The sequence below is a fragment of the Streptomyces sp. NBC_01257 genome, assembly GCF_035917255.1.
GTDB lineage: Bacteria > Actinomycetota > Actinomycetes > Streptomycetales > Streptomycetaceae > Streptomyces.
Map to the genome: position 1 here is coordinate 2018002 of NZ_CP108472.1, position 12167 is coordinate 2030168.

The following is a 12167-nucleotide window of genomic DNA, read 5'->3' on the forward strand; positions in this document are numbered from 1 at the left end:
AAGAAGTAATCGGGCTACGAGCGATCCTTCCCTTTCACTCGTTCCGGTTAGATGCGCACAAGCTGGCGATTAAGGCGACAGGACGACGGGACACCGGCTTTCAGCTGTTGTCGATGAAGCGGTCGAGCACGCGCGCACCGAACTTCAGACCCTCGACCGGCACCCGCTCGTCCACCCCGTGGAACATGCCCGCGAAGTCGAGCTCCGGCGGGAGCTTGAGCGGGGCGAACCCGAAGCAGCGGATCCCCAGGTCGTCGAAGGACTTCGCGTCCGTACCGCCGGAGAGCATGTACGGGACCGCCCGGGCGATCGGGTCCTCCGCCTTGAGCGCGATCTGCATCGCGTCCACGAGCGAGCCGTCGAAGTCGGTCTCCAGCGCCTTGTCGCCGTGCACGTCCTCGCGCTTGACGCGCGGGCCGAGAATCCGGTCGAGGTCGGCCAGGAACTCCTGCTCGTACCCCGGCAGGAAGCGGCCGTCGACGTGCGCGGTCGCCTGCCCCGGGATCACGTTCACCTTGTAGCCGGCGCCGAGCATGGTGGGCGCCGCGGAGTTGCGCAGGGTCGCGCCGACCATCTTGGCGATGCCGCCGAGCTTGGCCAGCGTGGCGTCCATGTCCTCGGGGTCGAGCGGGGTGCCGAGCGCGTCGGACAGCTCGTCCAGGAACGAGCGCACGGTCTTGGTCACCCGCACCGGCCACTTGTGCCGCCCGAGCCGGCCGACCGCCTCGCACAGCTCGGTGATCGCGTTGTCGTCGTTGGTCATCGAACCGTGGCCGGCCGTGCCGTCCACGGTCAGCCGCATCCAGTGCATGCCCTTCTGGGCCGTCTCGACGAGATACAGCCGCAGGTTCTCGTTGACCGTGAAGGAGAAGCCGCCGACCTCGCCGATGGCCTCGGTGACGCCCTCGAAGAGGTCCGGGTGCTTGTCGACGAGATAGCGGGCGCCGTACGTCCCGCCCGCCTCCTCGTCCGCGAGGAAGGCCAGCACGATGTCGCGCGGGGGCTTGCGGCCACTGCGCATCCGGTCACGCACGACCGCGAGGGTCATGGCGTCCATGTCCTTCATGTCGACCGCGCCCCGGCCCCACACGCAGTCGTCCGCGATCTCCCCGGAGAAGGGGTGGTGGGTCCAGTCGTGGGCGTTCGCCGGGACGACGTCGGTGTGCCCGTGGATCAGCAGGGCCGGCTTGGACGGGTCCTCGCCCTCGATCCGCGCCACCGTGGAGGCGCGGCCCTTGTGGGACTCGAAGATCTTCGGCTCGAGACCGACCTCCGCGAGCTTCTCCGCCACGTACTCCGCGGCCAGCCGCTCGCCGGGCCCGGAGTGGTCTCCGTAGTTGCTGGTATCGATCCGGATCAGGTCACGACAGAGATCCACGACCTCGTTCTCGGCGGTCTCACCCGGGCCGGGCCTGGCCGCTTTGGTCTCGCTCACGCTGGTTCCTTCCACTGTCGCTGTGGTGCTCCCCCTCATCCTCCCGCGCCCGGCCCGTGTACCCAAGGCCGCCCACCCCTCGTCACACGCCCGTCACACCGACCGGGGCGTGATCGAGCACCCCCCAATGTTTGCTATGGTTTTCCACGTCGGAACGGGCCGGGCCCGCGAGACAGACACCTTGTCCGGGTGGCGGAATGGCAGACGCGCTAGCTTGAGGTGCTAGTGCCCTTTATCGGGCGTGGGGGTTCAAGTCCCCCCTCGGACACAGAGCAGATGCCGATCAGGAGAGATCCTGGTCGGCATTTCGCGTTACCCGGGCTTCGGTCCGGGAGGCGGCGCCGACCCCTTGTTGAAACGGTTCATTCGTAGTTAACGTCCTTCCGGAGAAGGGCGTTTCCTAGCGAGGAGAAGCATGAGCCGCACCGACACCGACACGCTGCCCTGGTACGAGGACCCCGCCCCGGGTACCGGCGGGCTCGCGCCCCGGGCCTGGTTCGCGGCCTCCGACGCCGGGCGCGTGTCCCTGAACGGCGAGTGGGCCTTCCGGCTCTCGCCCGCGGCCGGCACCGAGGACGAGTCGTTCGCCCGGCCGGGGTTCGACGCCTCGGCGTGGGGGACGGTCGCGGTGCCCGGGCACTGGGTGCTCCAGGGAGCGGGCGGCGCTCCCGCGTACACGAACGTCGTCTATCCCTTCCCCGTCGATCCGCCCCGGGTGCCGGACGAGAACCCGACGGGCGACCATCTGCGCACGTTCACCCTGCCGGAGGACCGGCCGGAGGGCGGGGAGACGGTGCTCCGCTTCGACGGGGTGGAGTCCTGCGCCCGGGTCTGGCTCAACGGGGAGGTGCTGGGCGACTTCAAGGGGTCCAGGCTGCCGCACGAGTTCGCCGTGGGACATCTGCTGCGGTCCGGCGAGAACGTCCTGGCCGTACGGGTGCACGCGTGGTCGTCGGGAAGCTATCTGGAGGACCAGGACCAGTGGTGGCTGCCGGGCATCTTCCGTGATGTCACGCTGCTGCACCGGCCGCGGGACGCCGCCCGCGACTTCTTCGTGCACGCCGGGTACGACCACCGGGACGGCTCCGGAACCCTGCGCGTGGAGTGCGAGGGGGCGCAGGGGCGGGTCCTCGTACCCGAGCTGGGTGTCGATGCCGCCGCCGGCGAACCGGTGACGCTGCCCGTCGAACCGTGGACCGCGGAGACACCGCGGCTGTACGACGCGGAGCTGGTGACCCCCGGCGAGCGGATTCCGCTGCGGATCGGCTTCCGTACCGTCGTCGTCGAGGACGGTGTCGTCAAGGTCAACGGCCGGCGGCTGCTGTTCCGCGGCGTGAACCGGCACGAGTTCGACCCGGAGACGGGACGGGCCGTCGACCTGCCGGCCATGCGGCGCGATCTCGTCCTGATGAAGCAGCACAACATCAACGCCGTACGGACCAGCCACTATCCGCCGCACCCCGCCTTCCTCGACCTGTGCGACGAGCTCGGTCTCTGGGTGATCGACGAGTGCGATCTGGAGACACATGGCTTTGTCGACCTGGAGTGGCGCAACAACCCGGTGGACGACGACCGGTGGACCCCGGCGCTGCTCGACCGGGCGGCCAGGATGGTCGAGCGGGACAAGAACCACGCCTCGGTGATCATCTGGTCGCTGGGCAACGAGTGCGGTTCGGGCCGCGGCCTGACCGCGATGGCCGGGTGGATCCGGGGGCGGGACCCGGAGCGGCTGGTGCACTACGAGGGCGACCTCTCCTGCAAGGACGTCGATGTGTACTCCCGGATGTATCCGACCCACGCCGAGGTCGAGCTCATCGGCAAGCGGTCGGAGGAGCCCCTGGGCGACCCGGAGCTCGACGCCCGGCGGCGCGCGATGCCGTTCGTCATGTGCGAGTACGGGCACGCCATGGGCAACGGGCCGGGGGGTCTGAGCGAGTACCAGCGGCTCTTCGAGCGGTACGAGCGCTGCCAGGGCGGCTTCGTCTGGGAGTGGATCGACCACGGCTTCGCCCACCCCGAGCACGGTTTCGCCTACGGCGGGGACTTCGGCGAGGAGCTGCACGACGGCAACTTCGTCTGCGACGGGCTGCTCTTCCCGGACCGCACGCCCTCCCCGGGGCTCGTCGAGTACAAGAAGGTCATCGAGCCGGTGCGGATCGGCCCGGGCGAGGCGGCCGGTTCGTTCACCGTCACCAACGGCCACGACTTCACCGGTCTGGAGCACCTGGAGTTCGTCTGGACCCGCGAGGTGGACGGCGCGGTCGTCGCCTCGGGCACCCTGGCGGTGCCGGAGCTGGCGCCGGGCGCCTCGGCCGAGGTGACGCCCGACGCCGCCGGCGACGGCCTGTGGACGGTACGGGCGGTGCTCGCCGCGGACACCGCCTGGGCCGGGCGCGGGCACGTGGTGGCGTGGGGGCAGCGGGAGACGGGCGCCGCGCCCGCCGCCGCCCCGGCGGCCGGTGAACGGCCGGTGCGGTCCGGTGGCGTGATCACGCTCGGCCCCGGCGTCTTCGACGCGGCGACCGGTGCGCCGGTGCGTGTGGGCGGCGTCCCGGTGGAGGGGCTGCGGCTGGACGTGTGGCGGGCGCCCACCGACAACGACAACGGTGCGGCCTGGCAGCCGGACGAACGGTACGGGCTGCGCTGGCGGGAGCTGGGGCTGCACCGGATGCGGCACCGCGTCGACGCGGTCGAGACGGGCGAGGACGCGCTGACCGTACGGACCCGGGTGGCGCCGGCCGGCTGGGACCTGGGGCTGTGCACCACCTACCGGTGGACGGCCGCCGGGGACCGGATCGGGCTGACGGTGTCCGTGGTGCCGGAGGGCGACTGGCCGGTGCCGCTGCCCCGGCTCGGCATCCGGTTCGCCCTGCCCGCCGCGTACGGCGGTGCGCGCTGGTCCGGCGGTGGGCCGGGCGAGGCGTATCCCGACACCCGGGCGGCCGCGATGCTCGGGACGTGGGAGAGGGAGGTGGACGCGCTCCAGACGCCGTACGTCAGGCCCCAGGAGAACGGCGCCCGGGTGGACGTCAGGTGGGCCGAGCTGACGGACCCGGCCGGAGCGGGGCTGCGGGCGGAGGGCGGCACGCCGTTCTGGTTCACCGCCAGGCGCTGGACGAGCGAACAGCTGGACGCGGCGCAGCACCTGCCGGATCTGGTGGCCGGGGACCGTGTGTGGGTCAACCTGGACCACGCGCTGCAGGGCATCGGCTCGCAGTCCTGCGGGCCGGGCGTGCTGCCCGAGTACCGGCTCGGCGTGGCGCCGGCGGAGTTCTCGTTCGTGTTCTCGGCGACGGGCTGATTCCGCACCCTCCTCCGCCCCGGCGGCTGCCGGGGCGGAGGAGGCTCGGGTCAGCGGAACAGGCGGCCCGGCAGCAGGTGCTCCTCGCGCAGCGCGTCGCGGACCATGGCCGCGTACTCCGTCGCCCCGCGCTCGGAGGTGTGCGTGTTGTCGCGCTTCTCGTCGGTGAGGTAGAGCGCCTTCGAGGCGTCCGGTCCCAGTTCCTCGACGCGTCGCCGGGTGAGCGCGGTCAGGTCGACGAGCGGCACGCCGTGCTCGGCGGCCAGGAGGCGGATCTGCTGGGGCAGGTCGACGCCGAGGCCGTTGACCAGCAGGGCGGTGCCGTTGTCCAGCGTGCCGTCGGTGTTGAACCAGCGGCGGACGATCGGGGTGACCAGCACCGGCCGGCCGCCCTCGGCCCGGATCGCGTCGATCATGGTGGTGAGGTTGGCCCGGTAGTCGGCCTCGGTCGTCTGCTTGTCGTTGTGGGCGAGCTGGATGAGCACGGTGTCGCCGCGGCGGATCAGCGGGCGGACGGCGGGGAAGAGCTGGGGCTGGTCGAGGTAGGTCTGTGAACTCTCCCCGGAGTCGGCGTGGTTCGACACCGATATGCCCGCCCGGAGGTACTGCGGAAGCTCTTGGCCCCACCCTGTGTAGGGGCTGCCGAGCTGGTCGCAGACGGTCGAGTCGCCGATCAGGAACAGCTGCGGGGTGCGGGCGGCCGGGGTCACGCGCAGTCCCGCGAGGAGCGGGGCCGGGCCGCCGAAGGCGCGGTCGAGCCCGGGGCTGTCGCTCGCTCCGGTGGGTTCACCCTCGGGTTCGCGCACGTCGACCGTGAAGGAGCGGATCACCTGCCGCCCGGCGGCGGTCGGGGTCTCCCCCAGCACGGTGCGCCGCGTCTCGGCCGTGACCGTCGTACGGCCTTCGGCCGCGCCGCCGATGCGTGCGGTGACGCGGTAGGTGCCGGGGGCCACGTCGAAGTGACAGACCACCGGGGCGGTTCCGGTGCACCCGGCGGGGGCGCCCGCGCCGGCTGCCGGGGCGGGCGACACCGCGACGGCGGGCGCGGCGAGGGCGGTCACGGCCGCCAGGGCCGTCAGCAGGGCTGGTGCGGTTCTGCGTGCAGTGAGCACGGCGGGGCTCCTTCGGGGCTGCGGGTGCCCGGACGGACCTTCCCCGTACGGGCGCAAGCGCTTTCTACCCTTGGAAGCCATGCATTGAATCCTTTCAGAACCGAGAGAACCGATACGTCGAAGCCGGCGTCCCGCCCGGCCGGAGTCCGCTGCCGCCTGCCGGGCCCCGCCCCTGTGGGAGGATTCCCGGCACCATGAGAACCAGCTCCACCGCTTCCGGCGGGTCCCGATGAGGGGGCGCGCGAAGCCCCCGCCGTCACCGCTGGCCCAGCGCGACGGAGTCGATCCGGTGCGGGTGCGGCTGCCGGAGGATCCGGACGGGCGGTGGCCGACGGTCCGTGACCATCTGCTGGCCCGGTTCGGCGACGCGATCGGTGCGGAGCGGGTCGACGCCATGCTGGCCGGGGGCCGGTTCGTCTTCGCCCAGGGCGCGGTGACGGGCGACGAGCCGTACACAACGGGCCGGTACCTCTGGTTCCACCGGGACTTCGCCCCGGAGGAGCCGGTGCCGTTCCCGGTCGGAGTGGTGTACCGGGACGCGCACCTGGTCGTCGCGGACAAGCCGCACTTCCTGGCGACGACCCCGCGCGGCCGGCACATCACCGAGACGGCGGTGGCCCGGCTCCGCCGCGAGCTGGAGCTGCCCCGGCTGCAGCCCGCCCACCGGCTGGACCGGCTGACCGCGGGCCTCGTGCTGTTCGTCGTGCGGCCCGAGGAGCGGGGCGCGTACCAGACGCTGTTCCGGGACCGGCTCGTGCGCAAGGAGTACGAGGCGGTGGCACCGTACGATCCGGCGCTGGTCCTCCCCCGTACGGTGCGCAGCCGCATCGTGAAGGAGCGCGGGGTGATCGCCGCCCGCGAGGAGCCGGGCGAGCCGAACAGCGAGAGCCGGATCGAGCTGCTGGAGCACCGGGGCGGGCTCGGCCGCTACCGGCTGCTGCCCGCCACCGGGCGCACCCATCAGCTGCGGGTCCACATGAACGGCCTGGGGCTGCCGCTGGTCCACGACCCCGTCTATCCCCTGGTCGAGGCCGACGCCGCCCCCGACGACTTCTCGCACCCGCTGCAACTGCTCGCCAGGGTGCTGGAGTTCACCGATCCGGTCACGGGAGGGCCGCGCCGCTTCGAGAGCGGGCTGCGGCTCTCCGCGTGGCCGGAGGGGTGAGTCCCGGCCTCAGTGGCCGCGGGTGATCCACTCCTCCAGGTGCGGGGCCTCCGCGCCGATGGTGGTGGAGTCGCCGTGTCCCGTACGGACGGCGGTCGCCGGGTCCAGGGCGAGCAGCCGGTCCCTGATCGAGGCGACGATCGTCGGGAAGTGCGAGAACGAACGGCCGGTGGCGCCGGGCCCGCCCTGGAAGAGCGTGTCACCGGTGAAGACGGTGGACAGCTCGGGGGCGTACAGGCAGACGGCGCCCGGGGCGTGGCCGGGGGTGTGCAGGACGGTGAGGGTGGTGCCCGCGACCCGGATCTCCTGGCCGTCGGCCAGTTCGCCGTCGGGGGCCCGGCCGGGATGGGTCTGCTTCCACAGAGGCAGGTCGTCGGGGTGGAGCAGGACGGGTGCGCCGGTGGCCGCGGCGAGCGCCGGGGCCGCGTCGATGTGGTCGTTGTGCGCGTGGGTGCAGATGATGGCGCGCAGCGTACGGCCGCCGAGCGCGGCCTCGATGGCGGCGGCGTCGTGGGCGGCGTCGATGACGACGGCCTCGGTGTCGTCGCCGACGATCCAGACGTTGTTGTCGACGTCCCACTCGCCGCCGTCGAGGGCGAAGGTGCCGGAGGTGACGAGGTGGTCGATGCGGGCGGTCATCAGAAGACCACCACCGAGCGCAGGACGTCTCCGTCGTGCATCCGGGCGAAGGCCTGCTCGATGTCGCCGATGCCGATGGTCTCGGTGACGAACGCGCCGAGGTCGATGCGGCCCTGCTGGTGCAGGTCGATGAGCATCGGGAAGTCGCGCGAGGGCAGGCAGTCGCCGTACCAGGACGACTTGAGCGAGCCGCCGCGGCCGAAGACGTCCAGGAGCGGGAGTTCGAGCTGCATCTCCGGGGTGGGGACGCCGACCAGGACGACGGTACCGGCGAGGTCCCGGGCGTAGAAGGCCTGCTTGTACGTCTCCGGGCGGCCGACCGCCTCGATGACGACGTCGGCGCCGTTGCCGCCGGTGAGCGCGCGGATGGCTTCGACCGGGTCCTGGGTGCGGGAGTTGACGGAGTGCGTGGCACCCATCTTCTTCGCCGTCTCCAGCTTGCGGTCGTCGATGTCCACCGCGATGATCTTCGCCGCGCCGGCCAGCCGGGCGCCGGCGATCGCCGCGTCGCCGACGCCGCCGCAGCCGATGACGGCGACCGAGTCGCCGCGGCCGACCTGGCCGGTGTTGATGGCGGCACCGATGCCGGCCATCACACCGCAGCCCAGGAGTCCGGCGACGGCCGGCGAGACCTCGGGGTCGACCTTGGTGCACTGGCCGGCGGCGACGAGGGTCTTCTCGGCGAAGGCGCCGATACCGAGGGCCGGGGAGAGCTCGGTGCCGTCCAGCAGGGTCATCTTCTGCTTGGCGTTGTGCGTGTCGAAGCAGTACCAGGGGCGGCCGCGCAGACAGGCACGGCACTGTCCGCACACGGCACGCCAGTTGAGGACGACGAAGTCGCCCGGTGCGACGTCGGTGACGCCGTCGCCCACGGACTCCACGACGCCCGCCGCCTCGTGGCCGAGGAGGAAGGGGAACTCGTCGTTGATGCCGCCCTGCTTGTAGTGCAGGTCGGTGTGGCAGACGCCGCACGCCTGGATCTTCACCACGGCCTCACCGGGGCCGGGGTCCGGAATCACGATCGTCTCGACCCGTACCGGCTCGTTCTTTCCCGGTGCGATGACCCCTTGTACGTGCTGCGCCATTCCCGTGGTCTCCCTTTTCCCGACTCTTCGCGAGATCGATTCAGGACTTTTCCCGAGATCGATCGGAACAACCGTACGCGGTGCGGGTGGGCCGCGGGAGCGCGCCGCGTGGCCGCACCACCGTAACTCCGGGGCGGACCCCGCGCCGTCAGTCCCCGAACACCCGGCGGCCGCCCACGTACGTCGCCAGGACCCGGGCTTCGGCGATCTCCTCGGGCGGTGCGGCGTACGGGTCGCGGTCCAGGATCACCAGGTCGGCGAGGGCGCCGGCGCGGATGCTGCCGGTGTCGTCCAGGTGGTTCACGTACGCCGAGCCGGCCGTGTACGCGGCGAGCGCCTCGGTCAGGGAAATGCGCTGCTCCGGGAGGAAGACCGGGCCGGCGGCGCCGGGTGCGACGCGGTTGACCGCGGTGTGGATGCCGTGCAGCGGATCGGCGCTGCTGACGGGCCAGTCGGAGCCGGCCGCCACGGTGGCGCCGGAGCGCAGCAGTGCGGCGAACGGGTACTGGAGGGCGGCTCGTTCGCCGCCGAGGAAGGGGATGGTCAGCTCGTCCATCTGGGGTTCGTGGGCGGCCCAGAGCGGCTGGATGTTGGCGGTGGCGCCGAGGGCGCGGAAGCGGGGGATGTCGTCGGGGTGGACGATCTGGAGGTGGGCGAGGTGGGGCCGGGTGTCGGTGTGTCCGTTGGCGGTGCGGGCGGCCTCGACGGCGTCCAGGGCCTCGCGCACCGCCCGGTCGCCCAGGGCGTGGAAGTGGGCCTGGAAGCCGAGGGCGTCCAGTTCGGTGACGTACCGGCGCAGCTCCACGGGGTCGACGAAGCTGGTGCCGGTGTTGGCGGTGGCGCAGCCGCAGGCGTCGAGGTACGGGGCGAGGAGCGCCGCGGTGCCGGTCTCGGCGACCCCGTCCTGCATGATCTTCACCGTGCCGGCGCGGAAGTTCCGGCCGGTCAGCGCCTCGCGCCGGGCGACGAGTCCGGGGATCTGCTCGATGCCGTGTTCGCGGTCCCACCACAGGGCTCCGGTGACGCGGGCGGTGAGCGTGCCGTCGCGGTCCGCCGTGAGGTACGCGTCGGCCACGTCGTCCATCGAGCCGTACGTGCCGACGATGGCGTCCTGCCAGGCGGTGATGCCGAGCGCGTGGAGGTGGCGCTGGGCGCGGAGCAGGCCGGCGAGCCGGTCGGCAGCGGTGGAGCGCGGGGCGTGGCGGGCGACCAGGTCCATGGCGCCCTCCTGGAGGAGGCCGGTGGGTTCGCCGCGTTCGTCGCGTTCGATGCGGCCGTCGGCCGGGTCGGGGGTCCGTGCGGTGATCCCGGCGAGCGCGAGGGCCCGGCTGTTGGCCCAGGCGCCGTGGTGGTCGCGGTTGAGCAGACAGGCGGGGCGGTCCGGTACGGCGGTGTCGAGCTGCTGCCGGGTGGGGGCGCCGCCCTCGAACGCGTCCATGGACCAGCCGCCGCCGGTGATCCACTCGCGTTGCGGGTTCGCGTCGGCGTAGGCCCGTACGGCGGCGATGGTGGCGGTGGCGTCGCCGGCGCCCGTGAGGTCGCACTGCGCGAGTTCCTGCCCGGCGGTGACCGGGTGGACATGGGCGTCCTGGAAGCCGGGGAGCAGGAGGCGTCCGGCGAGATCGACCACCTCGGTGCGCGGGCCGATGAGTTCGCGTATTTCGTCGTGGCCGACGGCGGTGATGCGGTCGCCGGTGACGGCGACGGTGGTGGCGCGGGTGCGGGCGGCGTCCGTGGTGTGGACCGGGCCGCCGGTGAGGACGAGATCGGCGGGGGTGCGGGTCATGGTGGTTCCGTTCCGTGGGGGGTGGCGGGGTCGGCGGGTACGGGGGTCAGGCGGGGTCGGGGGCGGGGACGGGTTCCGCGGGCGCGTCCGGGGCGACGGACCGGCCGGTGACGAAGTAGGGGGATTTCCTCGCCCACTTGGCCCAGGCGGCCGCGACGACGCCGGTCAGCAGCATGACGGCCGGGCAGAAGAGCATGAACCACCCGTTGTCGGGGCTGACCTCGAAGTGGTCGGCGGAGGTGTAGAACGTCCAGCAGAGGTAGCCGCCGAGGCCGAGCAGGACGGCGGCGCTGGCCACGGGGAGCACCACCGCGCGCAACGCCTGGGTCCAGCCCTCGCGCAGGGCGCCGCGGAAGCGCATGGCCGCGGCCAGCGCGGTGAGGGCGTAGTAGAGCGAGACGACGACGCCGATCGCGTTGACGGAGGCCAGGATCAGGTCGCCGACCTTCGGGATGACGAGCGAGAGCACGGCGATGGCGGCGGCGACGCAGCCGATCACGACGGTTCCGGCGGCGGGCGTTCCGTACCGCGGGCTGACCTTGGCCCACAGCGGTCCGAGCGTGCGGTCCCGGCTCATCGCGAACATCCCGCGCACGGTGGGGATCACCCCGGACTGCAGCGAGGCGATGGCCGAGAAGGTGAGCGCGATCAGCGGCAGCGCGGCGAGCGGCTGGTCGGCCAGCCGGTCGCCGAAGTAGGTGAGCCCCTGGGCGCCGTGACCGGTCAGCTCGTCGAGCGACAGGACGCGCTGGAAGGCGAAGGCGCCGAGCAGGAACAGGCCCAGCATCGTGAACAGCGTGAGGAACCCGGCCTTGGAGGCGTCCTGCGGGTCACGGATCTCCTCGGTGACGCTGAACGTGGACTCGAAGCCCCAGAAGCAGAAGACGGAGAGCAGGAGCCCCTGGGCGAGCTGCTGTCCGGAGGGGATGGTGAAGGGGTTGATCCAGTCCAGGCTGAACGGGTGCGGCCCGGCGAACAGCCCGTATCCGCAGAAGCCGAGCAGGACGACGTACTCGAAGACGAGCAGGTACTTCTGGAAGGTGGCGGCCGAGCGGAGGCCGGTGATCGCGGTGAACGTGACGGCGACCAGGACGACGATGCCGAGCGCGGTCGCCTGGGCGGTGGAGTCCGGGTCGAGCCGGAGCCCGGCCACCCGGTGCAGCCCGCCCTCGACCGCGAGCTGGAGCAGCGCGGAGCCGGTGACGGTGGTGGTGTAGGCGAGGAACACCACGGTGGAGACGATGCCGATCCAGCCGACGAGGAAGCCGAGCCAGGGGTTGAGGGAGCGGCCGGCCCAGACGTAGCCGCTGCCCATGTTGGGCTCGACCCGGTTGAGCCGGGAGTAGGCGCTCGCGATGCCCAGGATCGGCAGGAAGGCGAGCAGCATGATGATCGGCAGGTGCAGTCCGACGGCGCCGGCGGTGACGCCGAGTCCGATGCCGATGCTGGTGGTGGCCGCGGTCGACGAGGCGGCGATGGCGAAGCCGTCGACCACGCCGAGGCTCTTGCGCAGGGCCGCGGGTGCCGGGTCCGCCGCGGGTGGTTCGTCGCGGTAGGGCGTACGAGAGGACGTCACGGTCGCTCCTTCACCGAGGGGCGCTTTTCGGCCCCGATGGCGGCACATCGAACTCCTCGGGGGTTCCA

General features: G+C 72.3%; 8 protein-coding genes and 1 tRNA gene. 3 read left to right on the plus strand and 6 right to left on the minus strand.

What is annotated here, in order from left to right; genetic code table 11:
• Nucleotides 1–100 precede the first annotated feature (100 nt).
• Nucleotides 101–1435, minus strand: a complete 1335-nt coding sequence (locus tag OG408_RS08340) for a M20/M25/M40 family metallo-hydrolase (RefSeq protein WP_266776968.1) — start codon at nt 1433–1435, stop codon at nt 101–103.
• A 183-nt stretch (nt 1436–1618) separates the two neighbouring features.
• Here OG408_RS08340 and OG408_RS08345 point away from each other — a divergent pair.
• Together OG408_RS08345 and OG408_RS08350 are read left to right on the plus strand one after the other, a co-directional pair.
• Nucleotides 1619–1703: transfer RNA gene (locus OG408_RS08345), tRNA-Leu, on the plus strand.
• A gap of 147 nt (nt 1704–1850) precedes the next feature.
• Nucleotides 1851–4736, plus strand: a complete 2886-nt coding sequence (locus tag OG408_RS08350; RefSeq protein ID WP_326669151.1) for a glycoside hydrolase family 2 TIM barrel-domain containing protein — start codon at nt 1851–1853, stop codon at nt 4734–4736.
• Nucleotides 4737–4786: 50 nt separating this feature from the next.
• On the opposite strand, the gene OG408_RS08355 is transcribed toward OG408_RS08350, so the two are convergent.
• Nucleotides 4787–5848: a rhamnogalacturonan acetylesterase gene (locus OG408_RS08355; RefSeq protein ID WP_326669153.1), complete on the minus strand. Its 1062-nt coding sequence runs from the start codon at nt 5846–5848 to the stop codon at nt 4787–4789.
• A 229-nt stretch (nt 5849–6077) separates the two neighbouring features.
• On the opposite strand from OG408_RS08355, the gene OG408_RS08360 reads away from it, so the two are divergent.
• Nucleotides 6078–7013 (plus strand): pseudouridine synthase, encoded by a 936-nt coding sequence (locus tag OG408_RS08360; RefSeq protein ID WP_326669155.1) that lies wholly within the window; start codon nt 6078–6080, stop codon nt 7011–7013.
• A gap of 9 nt (nt 7014–7022) precedes the next feature.
• Here the strand turns inward: OG408_RS08360 and OG408_RS08365 are convergent, their stop codons facing one another.
• From OG408_RS08365 to OG408_RS08380, 4 genes are all read right to left on the minus strand, one after another.
• Nucleotides 7023–7652, minus strand: a complete 630-nt coding sequence (locus OG408_RS08365) for an MBL fold metallo-hydrolase (RefSeq protein WP_326669157.1) — start codon at nt 7650–7652, stop codon at nt 7023–7025.
• Complete coding sequence (locus OG408_RS08370; RefSeq protein WP_266776979.1) at nt 7652–8737, minus strand: S-(hydroxymethyl)mycothiol dehydrogenase; 1086 nt, start codon at nt 8735–8737, stop codon at nt 7652–7654. The genes OG408_RS08365 and OG408_RS08370 overlap by 1 nt, the downstream gene beginning before the upstream one ends.
• 148 nt (nt 8738–8885) lie before the next feature.
• Nucleotides 8886–10523 (minus strand): amidohydrolase, encoded by a 1638-nt coding sequence (locus tag OG408_RS08375; protein ID WP_326669160.1) that lies wholly within the window; start codon nt 10521–10523, stop codon nt 8886–8888.
• Nucleotides 10524–10569: 46 nt separating this feature from the next.
• A complete protein-coding gene (locus OG408_RS08380; RefSeq protein WP_442806014.1) occupies nt 10570–12147 on the minus strand; it encodes an APC family permease in 1578 nt (525 codons plus the stop codon).
• Nucleotides 12148–12167 lie beyond the last annotated feature (20 nt).

Excerpts from the sequence above, each read along its gene's own strand:
- OG408_RS08380 (WP_442806014.1), bottom strand. The coding sequence starts at position 12,147 with ATGTGCCGCCATCGGGGCCGAAAAGCGCCCCTCGGTGAAGGAGCGACC.
- OG408_RS08370 (WP_266776979.1), bottom strand. The coding sequence starts at position 8,737 with ATGGCGCAGCACGTACAAGGGGTCATCGCACCGGGAAAGAACGAGCCG.
- OG408_RS08350 (WP_326669151.1), top strand. The coding sequence starts at position 1,851 with ATGAGCCGCACCGACACCGACACGCTGCCCTGGTACGAGGACCCCGCC.
- OG408_RS08360 (WP_326669155.1), top strand. The coding sequence starts at position 6,078 with ATGAGGGGGCGCGCGAAGCCCCCGCCGTCACCGCTGGCCCAGCGCGAC.
- OG408_RS08375 (WP_326669160.1), bottom strand. The coding sequence starts at position 10,523 with ATGACCCGCACCCCCGCCGATCTCGTCCTCACCGGCGGCCCGGTCCAC.
- OG408_RS08365 (WP_326669157.1), bottom strand. The coding sequence starts at position 7,652 with ATGACCGCCCGCATCGACCACCTCGTCACCTCCGGCACCTTCGCCCTC.